This is a genomic window from Abyssisolibacter sp. ZYX002 (assembly GCF_056892235.1).
In genome coordinates, this window is record NZ_JARMXH010000001.1 from 72,263 (window position 1) to 97,460 (window position 25,198).

Annotated in this window: 21 protein-coding genes and 1 other annotated feature; of the genes, 15 read left to right on the forward strand and 6 right to left on the reverse strand. The window is 30.2% G+C overall.

The window, feature by feature from the left end; genetic code table 11:
• The first annotated feature begins 79 nt into the window (after positions 1–79).
• The 3 genes from P3X86_RS00300 (at position 80) to P3X86_RS00310 (ending at position 2,687) form a co-directional block, all read left to right on the forward strand.
• A complete protein-coding gene (locus P3X86_RS00300; RefSeq protein ID WP_483290622.1) occupies positions 80–949 on the forward strand; it encodes a GNAT family N-acetyltransferase in 870 nt (289 codons plus the stop codon).
• Between the two features lie 297 nt (positions 950–1,246).
• Positions 1,247–2,080: a GNAT family N-acetyltransferase gene (locus tag P3X86_RS00305; RefSeq protein ID WP_483290623.1), complete on the forward strand. Its 834-nt coding sequence runs from the start codon at positions 1,247–1,249 to the stop codon at positions 2,078–2,080.
• Positions 2,081–2,240: 160 nt separating this feature from the next.
• Positions 2,241–2,687, forward strand: a complete 447-nt coding sequence (locus tag P3X86_RS00310; protein WP_483291717.1) for a GNAT family N-acetyltransferase — start codon at positions 2,241–2,243, stop codon at positions 2,685–2,687.
• Positions 2,688–2,962: 275 nt separating this feature from the next.
• Here P3X86_RS00310 and P3X86_RS00315 read toward each other — a convergent pair whose 3' ends face one another.
• The 4 genes from P3X86_RS00315 to P3X86_RS00330 all read right to left on the reverse strand — a co-directional run bounded on the left by P3X86_RS00315 (position 2,963) and on the right by P3X86_RS00330 (position 7,886).
• Positions 2,963–5,356 (reverse strand): valine--tRNA ligase, encoded by a 2,394-nt coding sequence (locus P3X86_RS00315; RefSeq protein WP_483290624.1) that lies wholly within the window; start codon positions 5,354–5,356, stop codon positions 2,963–2,965.
• Positions 5,357–5,403: 47 nt separating this feature from the next.
• Positions 5,404–5,619, reverse strand: a binding site (T-box leader).
• A gap of 235 nt (positions 5,620–5,854) precedes the next feature.
• Positions 5,855–5,992, reverse strand: coding sequence for a hypothetical protein (locus P3X86_RS00320; protein ID WP_483290625.1), 138 nt, complete (start codon positions 5,990–5,992; stop codon positions 5,855–5,857).
• Positions 5,993–6,141: 149 nt separating this feature from the next.
• Complete coding sequence (locus P3X86_RS00325) at positions 6,142–6,279, reverse strand: hypothetical protein (protein ID WP_483290626.1); 138 nt, start codon at positions 6,277–6,279, stop codon at positions 6,142–6,144.
• Positions 6,280–6,347: 68 nt separating this feature from the next.
• Complete coding sequence (locus P3X86_RS00330) at positions 6,348–7,886, reverse strand: radical SAM protein (protein WP_483290627.1); 1,539 nt, start codon at positions 7,884–7,886, stop codon at positions 6,348–6,350.
• A gap of 761 nt (positions 7,887–8,647) precedes the next feature.
• Here P3X86_RS00330 and P3X86_RS00335 point away from each other — a divergent pair.
• The 10 genes from P3X86_RS00335 to P3X86_RS00380 all read left to right on the forward strand — a co-directional run bounded on the left by P3X86_RS00335 (position 8,648) and on the right by P3X86_RS00380 (position 21,110).
• Positions 8,648–9,118, forward strand: a complete 471-nt coding sequence (locus P3X86_RS00335; RefSeq protein ID WP_483290628.1) for an ATP-binding protein — start codon at positions 8,648–8,650, stop codon at positions 9,116–9,118.
• Between the two features lie 572 nt (positions 9,119–9,690).
• Positions 9,691–10,314, forward strand: coding sequence for a TetR/AcrR family transcriptional regulator (locus tag P3X86_RS00340; protein WP_483290629.1), 624 nt, complete (start codon positions 9,691–9,693; stop codon positions 10,312–10,314).
• Entirely contained in the window at positions 10,311–10,508 is a 198-nt protein-coding gene (locus tag P3X86_RS00345) for a cysteine-rich KTR domain-containing protein (RefSeq protein WP_483290630.1), read from the forward strand. The genes P3X86_RS00340 and P3X86_RS00345 overlap by 4 nt, the downstream gene beginning before the upstream one ends.
• A gap of 54 nt (positions 10,509–10,562) precedes the next feature.
• Positions 10,563–12,323 carry an ABC transporter ATP-binding protein gene (locus P3X86_RS00350; RefSeq protein ID WP_483290631.1) on the forward strand — a complete coding sequence of 587 codons (1,761 nt, stop codon included), beginning with the start codon at positions 10,563–10,565 and terminating at the stop codon, positions 12,321–12,323.
• 118 nt (positions 12,324–12,441) lie between these two features.
• On the forward strand, positions 12,442–14,064 hold the full coding sequence (locus P3X86_RS00355) for an ABC transporter ATP-binding protein (protein WP_483291718.1): 1,623 nt from the start codon (positions 12,442–12,444) through the stop codon (positions 14,062–14,064).
• Positions 14,065–14,088: 24 nt separating this feature from the next.
• Positions 14,089–14,670: an MptD family putative ECF transporter S component gene (locus P3X86_RS00360; RefSeq protein ID WP_483290632.1), complete on the forward strand. Its 582-nt coding sequence runs from the start codon at positions 14,089–14,091 to the stop codon at positions 14,668–14,670.
• A gap of 1 nt (position 14,671) precedes the next feature.
• Positions 14,672–15,397: an energy-coupling factor transporter transmembrane component T gene (locus P3X86_RS00365; protein ID WP_483290633.1), complete on the forward strand. Its 726-nt coding sequence runs from the start codon at positions 14,672–14,674 to the stop codon at positions 15,395–15,397.
• 11 nt (positions 15,398–15,408) lie between these two features.
• Positions 15,409–16,881, forward strand: a complete 1,473-nt coding sequence (locus tag P3X86_RS00370) for an ABC transporter ATP-binding protein (protein ID WP_483290634.1) — start codon at positions 15,409–15,411, stop codon at positions 16,879–16,881.
• A gap of 612 nt (positions 16,882–17,493) precedes the next feature.
• Positions 17,494–19,284, forward strand: coding sequence for an ABC transporter ATP-binding protein (locus P3X86_RS00375; protein ID WP_483290635.1), 1,791 nt, complete (start codon positions 17,494–17,496; stop codon positions 19,282–19,284).
• Entirely contained in the window at positions 19,281–21,110 is a 1,830-nt protein-coding gene (locus P3X86_RS00380; protein WP_483290636.1) for an ABC transporter ATP-binding protein, read from the forward strand. Before P3X86_RS00375 ends, P3X86_RS00380 begins: the two co-directional genes overlap by 4 nt.
• Positions 21,111–21,281: 171 nt before the next feature.
• Here P3X86_RS00380 and P3X86_RS00385 read toward each other — a convergent pair whose 3' ends face one another.
• Entirely contained in the window at positions 21,282–22,238 is a 957-nt protein-coding gene (locus tag P3X86_RS00385; protein ID WP_483290637.1) for a helix-turn-helix transcriptional regulator, read from the reverse strand.
• A gap of 126 nt (positions 22,239–22,364) precedes the next feature.
• Here P3X86_RS00385 and P3X86_RS00390 point away from each other — a divergent pair, with 126 nt between their 5' ends.
• Both P3X86_RS00390 and P3X86_RS00395 read left to right on the forward strand, forming a co-directional pair.
• Positions 22,365–22,892, forward strand: coding sequence for a dihydrofolate reductase family protein (locus P3X86_RS00390; RefSeq protein ID WP_483290638.1), 528 nt, complete (start codon positions 22,365–22,367; stop codon positions 22,890–22,892).
• Between the two features lie 426 nt (positions 22,893–23,318).
• A complete protein-coding gene (locus P3X86_RS00395; RefSeq protein WP_483290639.1) occupies positions 23,319–23,954 on the forward strand; it encodes a DUF998 domain-containing protein in 636 nt (211 codons plus the stop codon).
• A 204-nt stretch (positions 23,955–24,158) separates the two neighbouring features.
• Here the strand turns inward: P3X86_RS00395 and P3X86_RS00400 are convergent, their stop codons facing one another.
• A complete protein-coding gene (locus P3X86_RS00400) occupies positions 24,159–24,686 on the reverse strand; it encodes a hypothetical protein (protein WP_483290640.1) in 528 nt (175 codons plus the stop codon).
• Positions 24,687–25,198: the final 512 nt, after the last annotated feature.

The window sequence follows — 25,198 nt, forward strand, 5'->3', positions numbered from 1 at the left end:
ATAAATGATACAATAGTTATATCACAAAAAATGACTAAATATTATGTCTAAGTCAAAAATTCATATCTAGGGGGAATTAATGGAGAAGTTTAATTTTAAAAATCAAGTAATTACAGAACAAGGATTAAATAATAAGAGCCTTAAAGACTTAAAGGAGTTAGAACAGATATGTAATGAAAATGATAATACAGATTTAACGTTCCATCTTGATGGAGGAGATGCTACTAAATTTTTATTTTATAATGAAGATAAATTGATTGGATATTTTGGTATGGTTCGTAGTTATATTGAGGGAGAAGTTATGGCATGGGGGACTATTCATCCAGATTACAGAGCAAAGAGTATATTCTCTGAATTTTTTAAGAGTGTAATAGAGGAATGTAAGGAGAATAATGTAGACATCATAAAAATTATTAATGAAAGAGATGCTACTAGCTTCCGAGAGTTTGTCATGTCTGAGGGTGGAGTAGATAAGTATTCAACATATAAAATGAATTTCAATAAAGAATATTATAAAGAGGATGTTAAAAAATGTACGGATATTCTATTGAATAGGGCCACACTTGAAGATTTACATGATATTATACCAATAGGGATGGAAGCTTTTGGAACAACCAAAGAAGATGAAAAGTCATACAATGAGTCAAATTTAAATAATTCTAAATACAGTAACTTCATTGGAAAGATTAACAATACTCCAGTAGGAATTATTTCTGCAAGAATAGAGAATGGTGAGGGAAGCATCGCTGATTTAGCGGTTTTAAAGAGTTATAGAGGAAGAGGAATTGGGAGAGCAATATTATCAAAAACAATTGCCTATTTACTTAACCAAGGAATCGAAAAATTTACTCTTAGCGTCGAAACAGAAAACAAAAAAGCATTATCATTATACGAGCATTCTGGATTTAGAATAGTAAAAGTACATGATTGTTATGAAGTAAAAATATAATTACAAATAAAGTACCATAAGTTTGTGGCAACGTTGTTGAGATAGATAGTGAAAGCTTGATTTCTAAAATTTATAATGGACCTATGCCGACTCTCGTAATGATTTCTATTAGTAAGCATGTACATACTAATACAATTAAACAAAATTATATAGATTCTTGAAAATTAAATAGAGAATTCTCTATTAAAGTCGTAAATTAGGTTATAAGGTCAATAGCTTTTTATAGATTGAAATTACTATTTCGGTGATTACAAATTAAATTAATGAGTTTATGTTAGTACTACAAGGAGGGATAGTATGGATGTAGCAATTATTGAAATGTCTGATAAGGATTATGTAAAAGCAAGTAAAATTTTAAATTTAGAAGATGTGGATCCTGAAACTTTAATAGATTTGAACTTGAAAATGGATAATATATATTCCATAGTTAATGATAATAAATTAGTGGGGATTGCTCAAATCTCAGAAGGAAAATTCACTTTTATATATGTCTTCATAGATCCAACTTTTCGTCACAAAGGAATTGGATTTGAGGCTATTAAGTTATGTGAACAGAAAATATGCAATGGGCAATCCAAGCAAATAATGACAACTTATAGGGTAAATGATGTTGATGCAGAATATCTTGCTAATAAATTTGGTTATAAACGTAAGTATTCATCAACATATATGAAATATACAGGTAATAGATTTGATATTGAGAATTTGCCTATTAGAGGGTATAGAGATGAGGATTATGAATCGGCACATGAGATGTATGCAAAAGCCTTTCATGAGATGCGTGTAGAAGTTGGAGATTTTCCTAATTCAGTTATTGAACAGCCTAATGATAAAATGCGTAAAAATTGGGCTGAGACATTAAATGAGCGATTAGTATATATACAAGATGGAGAAATAGTTGGGTTTGCACATATCAAAGGGAATGAAATAGGAAGTGTATCTGTGAAATCAGAATATCAAGGCAAAGGTATTGGACGAGCTTTCATAAAATATATCTGTAATAGGATATTTGATGAGGGATATGATTCTATAATTCTATATTGTGTAGTAGGAAACAAAGCCAAAAAGTTATATGATAGTTTAGGATTTAAAGATATATATATTGCTGATTATGCAACAAAATTAAGATAATGAAATTTGAGAAATATTTAAAGGTAAATACAGAGAAAAAACTTGGATTCTGACATATAACATATATAATCAATTATCTTATATAGCTATATATTGCATAGTAGAATTTTAAATATATACTTATTCACTGGTCTCGAATTTTCCCTATGATTGGAAAGGAATTGAAAATATGAATATTAGTTTTAAAGAGGTTAATAAAGAAAATTGGGAAGAGTGTATAAATTTAGATGTTAGGAAAGAACAAGAAAAGTTTGTAGCGTCAAACTGGTACTCAATACTAGAAGCAAAATTCGGCGAAAAATTATACCCTCTATGTATCTATGATAATGAAACTATGATTGGGTTTTTAATGTATGATTTTGACCCAGAAACTGGTAGATGGGAACTGAGTAGATTTATGATTGATAAAAAATATCAAAGAAAAGGGTATGGGAAAATGTCAATGATACAATTAGTAAACTTGATGAAAGAAAAATTGGGTAATATAAAATTTTACTTAAGCATTGAACCTAAAAATCTTATTGCTCAAAAGCTATATGAAAGTATAGGATTTAAAAAAACAGGTGAAATAATGTGGGATGAAGAGGTTATGGTCATAGAATTATAAATATGATTTAAGAAAAATTAGTTGCAATTGCAACTAATATAAAAAAATAGCAAGGATAATATCCTCGCTCAGATTATTGACAAAAGGGGCTGTTGCATTAGTGAATTTAGAATTGCTAGTGTAACTCCCTTTTTTGTTTATAAAGTACGTTGTTTTATTGCCCATTGTGCATAACTTTTGTTAAACTATTGGTTTGAGAGCCTCTTTTTCACTGGTCTCGGACGGTTCGTGACCAGTGAAAAAGGAAGTTGTTTGAGTATTTCTAACTTTACTTACTATTCAACAACTACACTACATTCGGTACCTTCATTAAGGTTGATTTCCAGTGCATGAGTAGTAGTTTCTATATCTTTTAAAGTTAATTCAATAAATGATTTTTGTTCTGATGGAATAGTAAGGTTAAGTTTAGATATTTCAGCTTTCATTGACAGAGCTTTCTCAGTCTTATATTTTCTAGCAACTGATAATATCGTTTTTAATGAATTACCAAATGTAATATACCTATGATTTTCTTTCGAATCAGACCAAAGTAGCTTAGTAATTGAATTTTCTTTTTCGAATTTCTCAAAGAAGCTTTTATATATTTTCTCAGTGATAAATGGTGTAAAAATTGAGTATAGCTTCAATATGTTAAGTAATGATTGATATAAAGCGTACTGTCCAGATTTTCTTTCTTCTGCACCATGAATTTCAGGTTTATATAGTCTATCTTTTACTAATTCAAGGTAATTATCGCAATAATCCTTCCAGAAAAAATCATCAATAATATTTCGTGCTAAACCAATTTCGTATTCGTCTAAATATTTCTTTGCACGATTTGTGGTTTCTTTAACTCTTTCAATAATCCATTTATCTTGTGGAAGTATTACAGTAGAGATAGAACCATCGTAATCATCTAAATGCATTAAAGAAAATTTTGAAGCATTCCATAGCTTAGTTGTAAACCTTTTTGATATTTTCAAATCTTCTTCAGAAAAGGTTGTATCCGTTCCAAGCTTCGCGGATGCAGCCCAATATCTAATTCCATCAGCTGAATGATTTTCGATTAGTTTATTTGGCTCCAAGTTAGAGTTTTTCTTCGATTTACTAATTTTTTCACCTTTTCTAGCTAATACAAACCCACAAATCATAATATCTTTCCAAGGAATCATATTTAGATGAAAGTGAGTCTTTGCAATTGTATAAAATGCCCAAGTTCTAATAATTTCATGTGCTTGAGTTCTCATGCCCATAGGTAATAATTTATTGGTGATATCATTTTCTTCTCCCCATTTAGAATTTATAAGTGGAGAAACTGACGAAGTCGCCCAAGTGTCAAGAACTGCTGATTCAGGCACAAAATTTGTTGAACCGCATTTGCAAGGAGTCATTGGATTAGTTTCTAGTGGGTTTATAGGTAATTCACTTTCTTCGGCAATTTTTATTTCACCACAATCTTCACAATACCAAACAGGAAATGGTACACCGAAGTATCGTTGTCTTGATATACACCAATTCCACTTTAAGTTTTCAACCCAGGACAAGTATCTAGATTTCATATATGATGGATACCAATTTATCTGATCAGCTAGCTTGATTAATTCATCTTGTGAACTTAATATATCAATATACCATTGTTGTGATGGTATAATTTCAACTTCATTAGAGCATCTTTCATGTACTGAAACGGGGTGAGTTATTGAAGTTGATTTAATTAATAATTCATTTTCTTTTAATAACTCAATTATTGATTTTCTTGCTTTTTTCACATGCATTCCACCAATAAATTCAACTGATTCATCAATAAATCCATCTGAATTAATGGTCTTTTTATAGGGGTAGTCGTATTTTTTATACCACTCTAAATCCTTAGTATCTCCAAAAGTACAGAACATTACTGCTCCACTACCTTTTTCCTTATCTACATCTTCGTTAGGTAGAATTGGTACTTCGTAGTTATATAATGGAACTATAGCAGTCTTTCCTATATAATGGGAGTTTTTATCATCATCTGGATGGATAAAAATTGCCTGACATGAATTTAACAGTTCAGGACGTGTTGTTGCTACCATCAAATATTCATCATCAATATAAAATTTAATATAGTTAAAATGAGATTCAAGCTCTTTTGTCTCTAGTTCTGCTTGAGCAATTGAAGTTTGGCAATGAGTACAATAAAGAACAGGACTTTCTTCGATATAAGCTTTTTTCTTATTATATAAATCAATGAATGATCTTTGTGAAATTTTTTGAGATAGTGGGGATACAGTTTTATACTCAAGGCCCCAATCGCAACTAAAGCCGAGGTTAGTCCATAAATTTTTGAATTCTGCTTCGTAATCCATGATTACGTTTAAACAATTTTGATTGAACTTGGAACGAGGCATTTCTTTAGCTTTTATTTTTAAATCATTTTCAACTAAACGCTCTGTTGGTAGGCCATTGTCATCAAAGCCAAAAGGATAGAATACATTATAACCTATAGCTCTCTTATAACGTGCAATCATTTCAGCTTGAGTATATGAAAAAATATGACCTATGTGTAGTTTTCCACTTACAGTTGGAGGTGGAGTATCTATGGAATAAAGTTCTTTATTACTCGTTTCTTCATACTTAAATATTTCATTATTTTTCCAAAAGTCTACTAATTCTTTTTCGATTTCATTAGCTTTATATTTCTTTTCTAACATTTCATTATCCTCTCTTTCTTAATAAAATAAAAAACGTCCTATTAAAATAATAGGACGAAATAACCGTGGTACCACCTAAATTCATATAAATAAATATATGCACTTAACATCCGATAACGAGGAAAAACAATGGGATCTACTTCCAAATTGGTTTCTGCCCATAACTCAAAGACTACTTCATTTGAGTTCTCATAGAGTATTTCAGCAAACTACTCCTCTCTGGAAATCGAATTCAAATTACTACTTCTTATCATTGTTTGTTTTATATAATGGCCCTAGCAGGACTCGAACCTGTTCCCTCTGATTGTGAGGCAAGTTAGCTATGCGACCTTATTTTTTTTATATTACAATATAACCAAAAAAAAGTCAAGCAAACTTATCCAAAACATGGATAAGTTAGTTTATGTAAAAGTAAAAGTGTCTAAATCCAATAGTATAGAAGTAGACACTTTTAAATATAAATATTAATTAAAATGATTTCTAAACACCTATTATATTTTACAGACTAGGTATAGAAGGTTGAGTACCAGGATCTAAATGATGGCGAGGAGCATTAACCATAGCACGTGTTACATGCCAAGTCCAACCACATTTACCGCAACTTTTTTCTTTTTCTCCGCTTACAGCGTAATCCATAAATTCCATTATTTCACCTCCGTGTATTTATTTTATCTACTAATTATCTAAACATATGTAGATATCACAATAATATGGTAAAGTTTTTATCATAATTATTAGGATACTTAATGTTAAAGATACGAAGATAATTTTCCTAATTAATAAGATTATTTATAAACTGGACCTGTAGGTCTAGCTGCATTAACCATAGCTCTAGTTACACCCCAAGACCAACGACATTTACCGCAGCTTTTTTCTTCTTCTTTTCTTCCTGATAAATCATAATCTGAATTCATAAATTCCATTATTTCACCTCCTTTTAATTTTTATCTATCAATATATTTGAAAATAGATAATTCAATGAAAGAAAATATCATATTACCGAATTATATAAAACTTCAAAAATATTAGGATTTTTTTCATAACAATTATAATAAAATTCTAATGCACATTTATAGCTTTCTTTAGTAACATCACATTGAGGTTTTTTGCTTTTTATATCATATGAACCATTTCTTATAAAATTGGCATAACATAAAGAACATGATTTTGCTAGCCAACAATTACTGCAATCATCAAGAGATAAATTTGAGTAGTTGGTTAGGTATATTTTTTCTATTTTTTTAACATCAATATGATTAGTGACATTTCCTACAACTTCAGGACCAAGTATTTTTTCGCATACTCTAATATCTCCAGTAGGAGAGACAAAAATACGTTCAGAGGCGGGTATACAACAGCCATTTAAAGGTAGCTCAAAATTTGCTTTATTAGTTACACCTCTGGTATAGATAGAAGTTAAGTAACCATCAATAACTTCAGGGAATGCTAATTTGCCTTTTTCATCATATAAAAAATTTTCAACAAAATCTTGTTCGCACCATGTAAACAATGAACGCTCAATTGAATCAGAAGGTGATGTACCTTCGTAAAACTCAAGCGGGACACTATTAGTCTCGGGATATGTAATCATATTTACAATTTCAGTCGGCAACCATTCTAAATTATTAAAAAATTGAGCAATAGAATCTAATTTTTCTTTAGAATATAAAGGCGTATATACTGAATTAATTAATAATCGTTTTGTGCTATCTACTCCAAAGGCATCTACTAAATATTTAAGACCATTTATGGCTTTATTAAAAGTACCATTATTATTAATATCAACTCTAAATTTGTCATGGATATCTTCAGGACCATCTATACTCCCGATAATAATAAAATTGTTGATAGAGCTGATATAATCAGCAAGTTCAGGAGTCATTAAAGTTAAATTGCTTGTAGCAGTGAAAGTCAATTTCTTGTCAGTTATAGTTTTCGTAGCATATTCTACACATTTTTTAATTAAATCAATCATTATCAAAGGCTCACCACCATAGAAAGATATTACAACTTCATCTTCTATTCCGTGTTCCTTTAAATAATCTATAGCAGAAAAGGCAATATCCACACTCATATCTTTGTCACCATGATTTCTTGTGTCTGAGAAATCACTGCTATAAGTACAATACTTGCATCTAAGGTTGCATTTGTCAGTCACTTCTAAAATTAATTGCCTTAGACCACTATTGATATGTTTCTTAAGCTCGTGATGATTAGGATACATAAAAAGTCTCTTAGAAGTTACATTTAATAAATCTTGTGTTTCTAATATATTACAAAAAGTCATTAATTTATTTTCTAAATCATCTTCAGATAAAGAGAATTTTTTTATTAGAGTTTCTCTTTCTATATTTTCGTTATTCAAAATCTTCTCTAATAAAAACGATTCAAATTCTTTGCAACGGACTATTTTCAAAGTACCAGTATCATATAGATAGGTGTGATTGTTTGAATTGAATAATATAGCTAATGGATTATGATTCATTATAGAGTTTAGCTTTTCTATGCATTTTTTAATGTTTTTATTCATAAATACGCCTCCAAGCAATTAAAGAAATTTAAGCACTACGTATATATAGATAAAATAAATGAGAAAATGTTCCCGAAATATAAAAAAATATAAAAAAAATAGCAGAAAAAAGTAAAACTAAAATCATCTAATGATTATAATCAGTAACGCGAATTACCTTAGATGATGTAAAAATAAGCTAAATAATCATAATATACATGATAGTTTGTTAACAGCATCAATATTGAGTTTACTTGAGTTTTTAACTATTATCATAAGCTACTTAACATGAGTAATGAGATTTTTTATGAGTTTTTTGTCAATAGTTAGGCACTCCATTACTGACATTGAGCTTATTATAATGTTAGGACATAAGTATCAAAACATACAAATCGCCACAACCGACAAACTACGAAAAAGGAGAAAAAGAAGTACTATACACAAAAAAGATACCTACTACATCTACCATTAACAAACACACTACAAAAACTAGTAGAAAAGATGTATAATATAGTAGACAAAAAAGAAAAAAATACTAAAAAAATGATTCATTAAATCTATGATAATCAGTAAAGATGAGTTTATCTATCCACACGATATAACAATGAGACAATTGATGATAGAATATGTTAAAATTATTTACATAGATAATAATGTGGTATAGGGATATTAATATGCTTTTGCTTTTTATAAAAGTTTACAGATTGGAAATGGATTCTATATTCTTTGGATACAGATCTTCGCTATAATGATCCTATAAAGAATAAGGAGGACAAATAATAATGAAAAAGGTAAAAATAAGAAAGGCCAAAAAGAGGCACCATTCTTTACTTTTAGTAGGATTAATAGTATTTGGTATAAGCGTATTATCTAATAGTAATATGGTATTTGCTCAGAATAAGATATCAGGTATAAAAGTGCTTAAAAATCAACAGAAAGAAATTAATGAGGTATTATCTATTAAAAATATAGTCCAGCTACAGAATATTGCTGATATATTTTGGATGGATGAGAATCAACTATTGTGTGTAGAAAAAATCGGTGTTCCAGATGAACATAAAAACAGTATTTTTGAACCATTCTATACTATAGATAAGAATCGATCTAAAGCTTTCTCAGGGACTGGTTTAGGTCTTGCTCTTGTTAAAAAACTTCTAGAAAAACAAAATGGATTTATTAGCTTAGTTGGTTCAGACAAGTCAACTATTTTCAAAGTGCAGATTCCCATTTACCAAGAAGACACTAACCTTTAGATATATTTTTTCTTATGGCTTATAACTTCATATCAGTATTTGGATTATTTGTACAATCAATATAACCTGATAGAAACGCGCAGGTTATATTGGTTTAGGATAAATGTAAAGCCACAACAACATGTAATAATTATAAAAGTAAACTAACAGAATCTAAAATAGTAATATTATTCATATTGTTAAATATGATTTTTTATTTTTATAAGTAAATTGAATATAGGGATTAAAATAATATTATTTATTATAATATAGTTGTAATGTTATAAAGATTATTATGTTCCAATAGTAAAATAACGTGAATAGCTCTGATTGCTGAGGATTAGGTACAATTAGTTTGCAAGTAACAAAATTATAAAAATCAACTAAAACAGAAATGCTTTAGTTGATTTTTCTTTATCTATGCCCACAGTGCTCTTAAAGAATGAATTACAATCACAAGGCATTAAATAGTTTCAGTTTGAATAAATACAAATGATAATGAATATCGTTATTGACAAATACAATAAGACTGTGTTATCATTAAGACCAGTGGTCTTAATATTAATAAAATGATAAGAAAAGAGAGTGTAATAGTGAAACGAGTTGAAGGTGTAACTGAAAAAATATTAGCCTGTGCGAAGCAAGAATTTCTAAGTAACGGATATGAAAATGCTTCATTACGAAACATTGCCAAGAATGCTGATTCAAGCAAAGGTGCAATCTATATACGCTATCCTGATAAAGCGAGTCTTTTTAAGGCATTAGTCCAACCGACTATAGATGAATTTATAGAGATACTCGTAATAGAACAAGGAGGATATAATGTGGATGATGATATGAAAAGATTAATGTCGGATTATTCAGATAAAAGTTTTGATATCATTCTAAATTATATATATGATCATGCAGATATTTTTAAATTGTTGTTGTCATGTACTGATAGCAAGGGGTATACTGATTTTATGCATCGTATAGTAAAGCAAGATGTCGAATGTACGATAAGATCAATAAAAGGCACAAATAACGATGCAATTACGTCAGGACGAATGGATGAGCAGTTTGCTCATATTGCATCTCACGCATTTTATACTGGTTTGTTTGAATTAGTCCTGCACAATATTTCTAAAGAAGAAGCACAGATACAATTAGATCGATTACGACGTTTCTTTAAGTCAGGTTGGCAAACTATATTAAATATAGAAGGAGGATTATTTTGAATGGATGGATAGATAAACAAGGATGGATTCATTGTCCAACATGTGGGAATAAAACAAGAACGAAGACATTTGCAAATACTTCTTTAAAAAACTTCCCACTTTATTGCCCTAAGTGCAAGAATGAAAATATCATTGACTTAAGCGATCAAAAATTGAAAATAATAGAGCCAGATGCTAAGACACAGAGCCAGTAATAATTGAGAGACAATCTTATTATTACTGGCTTTTAATATATGAAGGAGGATTAAATGAATAGTATAAAACGAATGTTTTCTTATGCTGATAAAAGAAAGGGGTTGCTATGGGGGAGTATTGTTTTTGCATCATTAAGCGTTTCGTTGGGCATTTTAGCGTATATAATGGCTCATCGAACAATTATGCTCTTTAATGGCAATAAATTACCAGAACTTAAAATCGTAATTGCTAACGTAGGCTTAATTACGATTATATTATTACTAAAAACATTTTTATTATTTGAGGCACTTAAACTATCTCATATTAATGCATATACAATTTTAGGCGAGTTGAGAAAAGCCATAACATCAAAGTTAATGCGGTTACCTATGGGTGATATTAAAAAAAGAACTGCAGGTAATCTTAAAATGCACATCATTGATGATGTTGAGTCAATGGAGTTGGTTCTTGCTCATATTATTCCAGAAGGGATTGCAAATATATTAACACCTATAGCTACAATTGTTTTGATTTTTATTATTGACTGGCGAATGGCTCTTCTAACGTTTACGATTATACCTATTGGATTAGTACCATTTATGATGATGTTCAAAGAATATAAGCCGAGAATGGAAAAGTATACAAGAGCAAATAGCCATATGAACTCAACTATTGTTGAATACATTTCAGGTATGAAAGAGATAAAAGCATTTAATCAAACAACTCAGTCTTATGAAAAGTACACTGATTCGGTATCAGGATTTAGAAAACAAGTTGTAGATTGGGCGTTTCATACTAGTAAATATACAACGGCTTATGTTACTTTATTGCCAGCATCTATACTATTTGTATTACCATTTGGTGGGTTGTTTTATCTTAATGGGTCATTATCGATTAGTGATTATGTTATGTGTATAATATTAGCACTTGGTTTTGCAGAACCGTTGTTACGACTTACAAATTTTTTTGATAATATTGCGTTGCTAACTGTTAAAGAGAAAGCAATCCATCAATTGCTAAATGAAAAAGAGATTGAGTTTGTAGATGATGGAATTACAGATATTGAAGATTACTGCATTAGTTTTGATAATGTAACTTTTGCATATGAAAAAGAAGATGTTCTAAAGGATATCTCTTTTACATGTAAACCAAATACTGTGACTGCATTAGTGGGACCGTCTGGCTCAGGAAAATCAACCATTGCCAAATTAATCGCTCGATTTTGGGATGTTGATGGTGGAAGTATAAAACTTGGTGGAGTGAATATCTCAAATATTGAATTTGAATCTCTCATGGATTCGATTAGTTATGTATCACAAGATTCATATCTTTTCGATACAACGATTATGGAAAACATACGTATGGGGCGAGTTGATGCTTCTGATGAAGAAGTTATCAAAGCAGCTAAAAATGCGATGTGTGATGAATTTATAGCAAAAACAGAAAAAGGCTATTATACCAATGCAGGTGAAGCGGGTGACAAATTTAGTGGCGGTCAGAAACAACGACTTTCTATAGCTAGAGCGTTATTGAAGGATGCACCTGTAGTGATTTTAGATGAAGCGACAGCATTTTCTGACCCGGAAAATGAAGATAAGATTCAGTTATCCCTTAATCAATTGCTCAGAGGGAAAACTGTAATTGTAATTGCTCATCGTTTATCCACCATTGTAAATGCAGATAACATAATTGTTGTTAATAAGGGAAAGATTTTGAACCAAGGAACGCATGAAGACCTTTTAAAGTATTGTCAAAAATATAATGATATGTGGAGGATACATCAAGAAGCAATGGAATGGGACTTTAGGGCAGAGGAGGAGAGGTCACATGTTTAAAATATTCACACGTATTTTAGAACTCTCAAAGGAAAGGAGCTCTAGGATTAAATTATCTTATCTTTTTAGCTTTCTTGCACGTATATGTACATCTTTATCTATTGGTGCCATATTATATGTGTTAGTTAAAATAATGACACCAAATGAGTTTGGCCAACTTAAAACAAATGACATATGGATATCCTTGCTCATTATACTATCTGGATTAATTGGTGAGTATATATTTAAATATCTTGTTTTTTTATTTGGCAGTCTTTCAGGTTTTGAGACAGTGGCTGATAAAAGAATTCATATTGGCAATCATTTGAAACGTTTACCAATGGGAGCATTTAGTGATAAAAATATTGGTGATATATCAGGCGTAGTTACATCAGATCTAGCGATGATAGAAAATTATAGCGCAAAGATTTTAGATCAAGTGCTTAATGGTTTTTTAAGTATATTAGTAGCATTTCTTTTCATGCTTATTATCAATTGGAGACTAGCCTGCGCTGTAGCTTTTATAACAGTAATTGCATTAATATTTTTAAACAGGAATCAAGATATTGGTAAACGAGTGAGCATTAGAAAACAGGAAGCACAAGGTGAATTAATCAAAGCTGCGCTTGAATATGTTCAGGGTATGTCTGTAGTTAAATCATATAATCTAGCGGGGGAAAAAGCTAAAAGGATGGATGAAGCTATTAATTTGGCAAGGGATAACTCGCTGGATCTAGAGAAGAAAATACTACCTTCTATCAGTCATTTTGATTATGTGCTTGATATTGGAATTGGCGTACTGATTTTCTTAGCATGTTACCTAGTACTAGGAACATCGCTAACATTACCAATCCTATTTATGCTTATAATCTATGTTTTTAAAATGTTCTTGCCTGCAAGAGCGCTTATAGTAGCTGCGACAGTAACAAGAATTCTTGATGCTTCATTAGACCGATATCAAGCAGTTAAAGATTTGAAACCTATAGTAGATAAAAAGCAAACTGTAAAAATTAATGCCTATAATATTGAATTCGATAAAGTTTCTTTTGCATACGAAAATGAAGTGGTTATTAAAAATTTGAGTTTTTATATACCAGAGAAAAGTATGACGGCATTAGTTGGTCAATCGGGATGTGGAAAGACAACAATAACAAGTTTGATAGCACGTTTTTGGGATGTACAAAAAGGAAGTGTGAAAGTAGGTAACGTAGATGTTAAAAAAATGTCGGTAGATCAGTTAATGTCTAGCATCAGCATGGTATTCCAAAAAGTTTATTTATTTAACGATACGGTTATTAACAATATTCGTATTGGGAAACCAGATGCCACTGAAAAAGAAGTTGTTGAAGCTGCAAAAAAAGCAAGATGTCATGATTTTATTTTAAGTATGGATAATGGCTATAATACTAAAATTGGTGAAGGTGGTAACACATTATCAGGAGGTGAAAAACAAAGGATTTCTATAGCCAGAGCAATACTAAAAAATGCCCCTATTATACTTCTTGATGAGGCCACAGCAAGTATTGATCCAGAAAATGAAAAGTATATTCAAGATGCAATTATGGAACTAGTGAAAGATAAGACTTTGGTAGTCATAGCTCATAGGCTTTCGACAATCAAATCTGCTGATCAGATTATTGTACTAGATGAGGGGCAGTTGGTGGAACAAGGAACTCATGAAGAGCTTCTAAATAATGAAGGGGTATACAATAGTTTTTGGATAAGAAGAACAAAAGCAAGTGGATGGAAAATTGAAGCATAAACTAACGATAATGGAGGATACAACATGAATAACAAAATGAACGTTAAAGATTTAATTAGTATTGGTATATTTACAGTATTATACTTTATTATGTTTTTTATTAGTGGCACGACGGGGTATATACCGATTTTCGTAGCAGTTTTACCCCTGATACTAGGAATACTCACGGGCATTCCATTCATACTTTTTATAACAAAAGTCAATAAATTTGGGATGGTTACTATTATGGGAGCTTTAGTTGGGGCTTTGAGTTTCCTTATAGGAAGAGGATGGATGGCTTTTGTAGGAGCTGTTGTTTGCGGAATCATTGCTGATTTGATTTTTAAATCGGGAGACTATAAAAGTTGGCCAAAGATAGTTATAGGCACTGCTGTTTTCAATATATGGATTGTCGCAGCTATGTTACCTTTATGGCTAATGAGAGAGGCATATTTTGCAGCTCAAAAAGGAGTAGCTTCACAAGAATATCTTGACGCAATCAATGCATTGTTACCTAATTGGATGTTACCTGGTAGTATCATACTTGCAATTGTAGGTGGAGTTATAGGCGCATATATCGGGCGCGCAACTCTTAAGAAACATTTCAGACGTGCAGGGATAGCTTAGAATGGATGTTAATAGGAATCTTTATGAAAGTATTGGACTGAAAATTGATCCACGCACAAAAATATACGTTCTGGTAATAATGAACATTATAGTAATTAGTTCTAAGAATTTAGGATCAATGAGTTTTATGAGGCCATTGATTTCAGCAATACCATTAGTGCTTTTGTTTATCGATAAGAAAATGAAACCAGCAGTGATTTACTTGGTAATGTATCTGATTGCTTTGTACATCAACCAAGGATGGATGATTGATATAAAGGGTATTATTGGTATGTTACTTGCGTTGTTCTCGGGATTGATATTAGTATTTGGTCCATGTGGAATGATGGGGTATTATCTTGTTGTTTCAACGAGAGTTAATGAATTTATTGCAGCAATGGATAGAATGAAAGTACCGAAAAAAATCACAATTCCTTTTTCAGTTGTTTTTCGTTTCTTTCCAACAATAGTGGAAGAATATAGAGATATAAAGAGTGCTATGCGTTTAAGAGGAGTTGGTTTTGTAAGTGGATCAGGTAATATTATAACTTTTCTAGAATATAGAATGGTACCGCTTATCATGTCGGTTGTTAAAATAGGTAATGATCTAACAGCAGCAGCCATGACAAGAGGGCTTAGTAGTCAAAAAGAACGTTCTCATATTAGTGAAATAGGGTTTGGGTTATGGGACATTATTTTTAGTGTTATAGTGACAGCGGCTATTATAACATATGTGTTCATAAGGTGAGGTGTCAAAGGATGATAAGTTTATCGAGGGTAAATTATAAATACAAGAATTCAAATGATGAAAAAATTGGATTAAACGATATCAATCTTAATGTTAATAAAGGTGAATGCGTAGTTATTTGCGGAGAAAGTGGATGTGGAAAAACAACACTTACAAGAGTAATCAATGGTCTTATACCACATTTTTATGAAGGTGAGATATCTGGACGAGTTTTAGTAGCTAGCCATAGTGTTATTGATGAACCTATAGAAAAAACCGCAGAAGTCGTTGGTTCTGTATTTCAGAACCCAGCAACTCAATTTTTTAATATTGATACAACTAGTGAATTAGCATTTGGCTGTGAAAACCAAAATATTCCGGCAAATGAGATTGTAAAGCGGTTACATGAAGTCATAGAAAACTTTGAACTTGAAGACTTAATTGATAGAAATATATTTAAATTATCAGGTGGAGAAAAGCAACGTATAGCTTGTGGTTCAGTTTATGCTACAAAACCTATAGTTTATGTCCTAGATGAGCCTTCATCAAGTTTAGATACCCATAGTATACATTTACTAGGGAAGATACTAAAAAAAATTAAATCCCTAGGTTGTACAATCGTTATATCTGAACATCGACTTTATTATTTAAAGGATATTGCAGATAGATATATATATATGAAACAAGGAAGAATCGTCAATAGCTTCAGTCAAAAGGAATTGTATAATTTTAACGATGAATATCGTTCAGAATTGGGATTAAGAACTCTAAATCTTAGTGATTTATTTAGAAAAGAAACAGTGATAGAAAAACACCAAGAGCAGTTGATTATTTCTAATTTAAGATGCTCGATAGGTAAAAAACGCATATTGCAAATAGATTATCAAATGTTTAATAAAGGTAATATCGTGGCTATTATAGGTTGTAACGGGGCTGGGAAAAGCACATTTTCAAAATGTCTCAGTGGCTTAATTAAATTTAAAGGAGATATTAAAATAGGAAATGTAAAACAAAAAAATAGTTCATTGAGTAAAAATAGTTTTGTAGTGATGCAAGATGTAAATTCTCAACTATTTGCTGAAACCATTTTAGATGAAGTGACACTTAATATTAAGGAATATGATGATATTTCGGTTCGCAGTTTACTAGAACATCTTGGCTTAGACATGGATTTAGAAACACATCCGATGGCTTTATCAGGTGGTCAAAAACAAAGAGTAGCAATTGCAAGTGGCATGATTGCCCAAAAAGAAATTATGATATTTGATGAACCTACTAGCGGATTAGATTATCGAAGCATGAAAAACATGTCAGCTATTATGCATGATCTAGTAATAAAGGGTTCCTATGTATTTATTGTAACGCATGATTTGGAGTTAATTATTGAATGCTGCACACATGTATTACACCTTGAAAACGGTCAGGTGATGGGAAATTATGATTTAGATAAAGAAGGGCATCAGAAAATTATTGAGTATTTTGATCAATATAACAAGGCTGAATAGTAAGCATTTTAAAGAAGTTGTGGTGCAATGCTAGGGATATTATGATTTGTATTACTTTATTTATTATAATAGCTAAATATAAGAATAATAATTAGGGTATTATATCTGGTATATTTTTGTATTAATTGCAATTGCATTAATTTTGATTGTTTTGATACGCTATTAGATTCATATCAGCTTAAATATATAGCTTATGAAATTTTTTTGAGTACATTTTACTCTCAATTGATGCTCTTTTTTGTCACTTTTCGTGAATCGTCCTTAACGAAGTATTCCTACAAATAAATAATAAGAGGTTAATAGTTTTTTGTTATTAATACTATAAACAATGCTGAGATAAAAACTCCTTCGTAATAGAATGGAGTTTTTTCATTGATACAGATTTTAATGGCTTCAACGAACCAAAAGGATGATATTTCTAAAGGAAATTCGACTAAATTTTACAAAAAATTAAACATTATTATGTTATAATATGAACTATTATGGCAACTGAACGGTTACAGTAAGGCAAGTAGGAGGAGGAACTTGAATACAGAAAAATATGTATAATACATTTGATATTATTACGGTAGCTGAACAGTTATCTTAAAACAAGTAAGAGGGGGAAGTTGAATGCAGAAAAATATGTATAATACATTTGATATAATAAAAATACCTTTCAAGTTTGCGCCTAAATATGCAAGTATAATAGGAATCCAAAAGATACTAGATGGTGTAGTGCCAATATTACAGGTTTTAGCTACAGCTAAATTTATAAATACTGCTATAAATATATTAAACAAAGAAATGAGTTTTAATCAAATTTTAATCCCTTTAACTTTGGTGGTTTTACTTATTTTTTACTCATGGATGTCAAATCAACTTATTAAGTTTATGGAAGTAAAGTTAGAGATAAGTCTTAGAGATACCTTTAGAGTTAATATTACAGAAAAAAGAGCAAAGCTAAAGTATAGATACATAGAGGACAACTATACTTGGGATTTAATTTCAAGAATCGCAAAAGAACCAGAAATACAATTCAAAGATGCATATATGAATTTTATGTCGATGACAGCTATGTGTATTAGAGCAATAAGTTTAATAGTATTACTTGCCATTAATGTTTGGTGGAGTGCGATAGTTATGATTATTATTTCAGTTATTTTATTCAAAGTGGCAGTAAAGAATGGGGAAGATAGTTATGAAGCACAAAGAGAAGTATCCAAATATAGAAGAAAGTATGAATATTACGAGGATATTTTAACAAGAAGAGAAAGTGCAGCAGAAAGGACTCTCTTTCAGTATACAAATGATATTAATGAAAAATGGGAGCAACAGTTTGAACTTGCACGAAAAACTTTTTATAAAACAAATTTAAAGAATATTACAAGGTCAAGGTTGAGAAGCATATTAGCAGCAATCAGTGCTATGATTATTGTAATAATTCTACTAAAGCCATTGCAGATGGAAGCATTAAGCTTAGGTTTATTTATATCCCTAGCAAATGCTCTTTTTGAGTTCAGTAACATGGTTTCTTGGCAACTTACATTCTATGTTAACGAACTGGCTGAAAACAAAGAGTATTTAAAGGATATGAATGAATTTTTTTGTTTGGAAGAAAAAGAAGAGGCATTGTGTAAACCTTCATCTGAAAATATAGAATTAAAATCTTTAGAATTTAAGAATGTATCCTTTAAATATCCAAATACAGAAGAATATATATTAAAAAATCTTTCCTTTACTATAAAAGAAGGGGGTCACTACGCCTTTGTAGGAGTTAATGGAGCAGGCAAGACAACTATAACCAAGCTTATAACGGGATTGTATGAAAATTTCAAGGGAGAAATATTGATAAATGGTAAGAGTATTAGGGAATATGAAGAAAGCCAGCTTAAAGCGCTTACTTCAGTAGTGTACCAAGATTTTGCTAAATATTATATATCATTCAAAGACAATATATCGTTAGGAAACATAAATAGTATGTGTGAACAACATCAAAATAAAAATATCGAAAATGCTATAAAAATTATGGAGCTAAATGATATATGTGAAAACATGCCTAACGGACTTGAAACAAATCTTGGAAAGATAAAAGGTGGTAGTGTAGACTTATCTGGAGGTCAATGGCAGAGAGTTGGAATGGCAAGATCTATCATGAATGATGCTTCACTTAGAATATTAGATGAACCAACATCATCATTAGACCCTATAAGCGAAAGTAATATCTATGAGCAATTTGAAAAATTAAGTAAGGGAAATACTACGCTATTTATAAGTCATAGGTTAGCTTCAACACAAATTGCTGATGAGATATTTGTAATAGGAAATGGGACTATTATAGAAAAAGGCTCTCATCAAAAGCTTATGGAGGTTGATGGATTTTACGCAGAAATGTACAAAAGTCAAAGGAGTTGGTATTTATGATGAAAATCAAAGAAAAAGAAAATATTTCATTATGGAAAATATTATGTAGGCTAATTCCTATGGCTTTTGGAGCGAGCCCTGTTTATTTTACAGTTAGTAATTTAGTTAGTGTCGTAGATGGTATTTCTATTGTAGTATGTACATTTATGACTCAGAAGTTTTTTGATAGTGCAGTGGTTTTGGTAAGTAATAAAAGTAGTTTTAATAATGTCATAGTAGCCGGGGTGGCACTGGGAATAGCTTTTATATTGAGTAAAGTAATAAATGGAATTGATAATTTTATGTACTTTAATGGAGAGAAACTTATCGAGAGACACATGGTAAAGATATTAAATGATAAGGCTGGAAAATTAGACATGGTAACTTTTGAGAACACAGAGTATTTAGACGATATAAAAAGAGCAAAAGAAGGCGTCAGACAAGGCGCAGCGTTAGTAGGTGCATTCATAAATATTTTCACATTATACGTGCCTTATTTCATATTTTTGGGGATTTATCTCTATAAGATTAAACCTATTCTTGCCATGTCTTTGGTTTTAATATTTATTCCTGTAGCAGTGTCTCAATTTATTAGGGTAAAGGTTTTTGCAAATCTCGCAGATGAGTCTGGATCAATAAAGAGAGAGTACGAGTACTATGAAAGGTGTATAGTTGACAGAGAGTATTATAAAGAAACTAGGCTTTTGGGAGCGTTTGGATACTTCAAAGAGTTATACACAGATTCTTTAAAGCTGTTAAATAAACACATATGGAAGGCAGAGAAAAAGGCTGGACTTTTAGAGCTAAGTATGAAAGGTATTACTCTTTTAGGATACATGGGAGTTTTGTATTTGCTTTTTCGTTCATTATTAAATGGAGATATATCAGTTGGTGCTTTTGGAGCAGTATTCGCATCTATTGGTTTTATGTTTAGTATAATGGAGGAGATAATATGTAGAAGATTAGGTAGTATTACTAGTAGTCTTGGTACTGTAAAAAATCTCATAAAATTTCTAGATATGCCTGAAAGAGAAGGTAAGGACGTAGTTATAAACAGGATACCTGATATATCTTTAAATAACGTTACTTTTACTTATCCAGAGGGAAACATACCAGTTATATCAAATGTTAATTTAAAGGTTGAGTCAGGAGAAACGATAGCCATTGTAGGAGAGAATGGAGCTGGAAAAACTACTTTAGTTAAACTAATGATGGGGTTATATGTTCCAACTAATGGAAGCGTTCTAATTGGAGGAGAAGATACATCTAAAGTTTCACCTAAATCTATATATGAAAATATTTCAGCAGTATTTCAAAAGTTTCAGAAGTACAAAATGACTCTTAGTGAAAATATTGCTATAAGTTCGTTAAAAAATGATGCAAATAAAAGTAACGAGTGTAGAAGAGAAGATATAAAGGAAGCTATATCAAAAGCAAATATAGAGGTTAGTGAAGAAAAGTTTATTGATGGATATGAAACTATGCTTAGTAGGGAATTTGATGGAATAGATTTATCAGGAGGGCAATGGCAGAGGATAGCTATTGCAAGAGGTCTTTATAAGAAGCATAATATGATAATTCTAGATGAACCAACAGCAGCTATAGATCCAAATATGGAGACTGAAGTATACAATAAATTCGCAGAAATCTCCAAAGATAAGACAGCTATATTAGTTACACATAGATTGGGTTCAGCTAAGATAGCTGATAGGATAGTTGTTATGGATAAAGGTAAAATAGACGCTATTGGAACTCATGAGCAATTAATAAAAAAGAATAGAAAATATAAGGAGATGTATGAAGCTCAAAGCAAATGGTACGTTAAACAAGTTGAGGTAAACTGTTAATAAATGACGATGGTAAATTAGATTATACACTAAAGTATAACACAAATAAAATTGTATAAGATTATAAAATGACCATAACCTAGTTAATCCTCTAGTTTTATGGTCATTTTTGTATATAGTAAAGTTTTAAATTTTATTTAACGTTTCTCAAATTTAGATAAATACTCAATATTAATTATAAAATTCTAATAAATCTAGAGCTTTCTTTTTAAGAGATTCAATTAGTGATTGAGGCTTTATAATTTTTATTTGATTACCCCACTCAAAGATAAACTGCATAGCTTCAAATTCAACATCAAAAACAATCTGTACATGATATAATTTTTGAGTTGAAATGTATGTTTCGTTAACTATTCTAACCGTTTTACGTTTTTTTAATATTTTATATATAGGTTCAGATATTTCAAAGTCTACAGGGTACTTAGGTAAATTTTTTCTAAACGAATTTACAGTATTATTCCAATATACTTGCAAATCAAAATCTGTAGGGCGTGTAAATTGCTCTTCTGTATTGTAGATGGTCAGAATACGGTCTACACGGAAACTCTTCACATGAGAGCCATCCATTGCTACTAAATACCAAACTGCTCGTTTTAACACTAGTGCTAAGGGTTTGAGATGATAGCTTTTCTTTTCATTAGTTTTTTCATAGTCTATATTTATCGCATTTCTATCAAAAACTGTACGTTGTAGTTTTGAAAGTATATCACGATTAACTTTATAAGTTTCTTTTGTCCAAGAATCCATATCAATATAAATTAAATTGTTTATATTAGTTAAATTAGGAATTAATTCTTTAGGAGCTGTGCTTAAAAACTTCATATAGCTATCACTTTGTGGAATAGTTATTCCTAAATCATCAATAAACCTTTGTGGAACAGGCAGTGAAAAGTAATATAGATCATTATAAGTTAAACCTGTTAAAGTTGTTTGATATTTACCATTTAATTTAATTCCGCCATATTTGCCTTTTTCAGTATAGATAGGCACACCTAGTGAACTAAGAGTATCAATATCTCTGTAGATGGTTCTTTTGGAGACTTCAAGTTTTTCGGCTAGTGTTTTTGCTGTTATTGACTGATTTGCTTGCAATAATAATATAATTTTAATCAAGCGATAAGTTTTCATAATATTAACCTCACTTATTAATAAAATAAAACATATAATATGACACTAGGTGTCAATTTATAAAGATATAATAATAATATCATAAATAAATATATATGTGAACAACAATTTAAAGGAGGAGATAATATGAAACGTAAGATTATATTAAATTTAGCTATGAGTTTAGACGGTTACATTGCAACAGATGAAGGAAAATATGATTGGATCGAAGGTGATGGGGATACAACTTTAAATACTGAGGAAGAATTTGATTTCAAAGGTTTTTTAGAGACAGTTGACACAATGATAATGGGTAGGAAATCGTATGATGATTGTAGTATAGAGCCATTTAAAGACAAATTAATATTTATAGCAAGTTCTAAGATGAATAAGGACTTTGATAATGTTAGATTTATAAAAGGGGATATTGTTAAAATTATTCAAGAAGAACAAAAGAAAGATGGTAAAAACATCTATTTATTTGGGGGAGGAGAATTGATTGACCAATTTATTAAAGAGGATATCATTGATGAGTATGTAGTAGCTATAATACCAACTATCCTTGGAAAGGGTCGTAAATTATTCTTAGAAAATAACCCTTATATTAAATTAAAGTTATATCATTATAATATTGGAGAAGGTGTTGTTGCTTTACATTATAGAAAGCGTTGTTAAATTAAGAAGCCTTATTAATAACAAGTCCTATTGACCTGTTTAATAATAAAACAAAGGTAATCAACTAGAGCAAAAATGCTTTAGTTGATTTTTTCGTGGTTGCAAAGCGTTCATAATTTTGAAGGTACGAGTGTATCTGTAAATGTAACTCTACTCATTTTATTACTAGAAATAAATGTTTTACAAAAACAAATATATTATGTTTTCTATTTATGATTAGTCATGTAATTATTATAATGCAAAAATTGTCATTGCAAAGCAACACTACTACAAAAACTGGTAGAAAAGATGTATAATATAAAGGACAATAAAGAAAAGGTGTGTTGTGACAAATTGTTTAATACATCTATCATAGATAGATGTAATTAAATTTATGATGAATTTGCAGAAGTATTTATAATATAGTTAAAAAATGAGGTGAAAATTATGAGTTTATGGGGTTCCAAATTGAGTTGGATGTTATTAATTATAGCTATAATAGGAGATTATGTTGTTGCATATATTTTAGCTTTATTTTACCCTAGTTATAGTCATATGAGACAAGTTATGAGTGTTCTTGGAAATCCTAAAAGCCCAGTATCTTTTATTTATAATCTGTGGCTAATTATCCTAGGAATATTAATATGTATTTCAGCAGTAAATTTTCATATTATCTATTCTGAGATATCTAAGAGTTATGCAAGTGCAGGAACAATAATATTATTTATCTTTGGAATAGGTGCAGGAATTGTGTCTGGGATATTTAGTGTCAATGAAGCTAAAGAGATCGAAACAATAGCATCAAAAATTCATGGAATTGGAGCAGGCTTAGGATTTTTATTTTTAACTTTTATACCTTTAGTAGTAGGTTTAATATCCTTTAAAGAAGGTAATTCTACAATAGGAATAATCTCAATTGCATTCTTTATACTTAGTATAGTCCTTTTTGTGTTATTTATTATCTCTGAAAAAGAAGCATTCCAAAACTCTATAATAGGTTTTAGTGGATTATGGCAACGATTACTGTTAGGGAGTATGTACACACCATTATTATTGATAGCATTAAAACGTATAATAATGTAACACATTTAATAGTAAGTTATAACAATAGCTTATTACATAAAAGCGTCGAGAAGGATTAACTGGTCTAAATAAAAATCAACTAGAACATAAATGTTTTAGTTGATTTTATTTGTTTTATATGAATATCTCCTATAAAGAGAAGGTAATTGTAGTAGGATATCTAGATTATCATCTTCTCTAAAAGATATTTCGTGTACACTAATATTATCTAACCATAAACCATCCAGCAAAAATAGTATAATCGCCTCTATCACAAGTTTCTGGATCAGATATAACATTTCCGGAATCATCTAAATTAGTTACCTCAGCAATTCCAGGTTTGTGAGACCAATATCCATCTGAGTTTTGCTCATACCAGTGATAATCTCTGTCAGGAGCGATTACAAGGGCAACTTTTCTATAACCATTAGTAGGTATTGCATACTTAGTTGTTTCGTAAATATCACCTTCTAGATCTTTTTTAACAGCAATTATAATTGCACTTTTACTAAGAATTGTTAAAGGGTCTCCAGATATATCACCTGGTTGAAGTGGATAGAATTCTTCCCTACAACATGATTTTAATACGGCATATTGATAACAATTATTAAAGCCAGCTCTATTATTCCAAATACTTGGGTTATAATCCCACTCACTACCACCAGTTGGGAGCAATGAATCTGCAAAAACCGTTTGGGTAAATAGCATGATTAAAATTGAAAATGCTACAATATGTCTTTTAATATTTTTCATAATAAATGCCTCCTTTTATGATGTTAATTACAGTTACCAATAAATTATACAACACTAAATATAAATGTCAAAAGGTAAAAATTTCATATCACTAGTTTATAAGAAAAAAGTAAATAAATCGTTAAAATTAACTATTTTATTGATAACGTACACTTTAGGAACATGTATGACAAAATATCTTGTAATTATTTGATATTATCAATTAGTAAATAAAATCACTTAGAATATTAATAATATAAAGGTACAATAACCAAAACAAATGTATAAATTACAAATACCATAGAGATACAGTTTGAATTTGTTGATATTATATACGTAGATTATCATGCAAAAGGAATAGGCCTTGTTAGAAGAAAAAGTGGTAGTACTGAGATAGATATTGCTAAAATAGAATATTTAAAGTAAGTTATTTGAAAGGTTAAAACGTAATATTGCAGTTCTACAAAACAATATCATCAAGAAAATCAACTAGAGTAGAAATACATTAGTTGATTTTTATTGTTATAATTGAA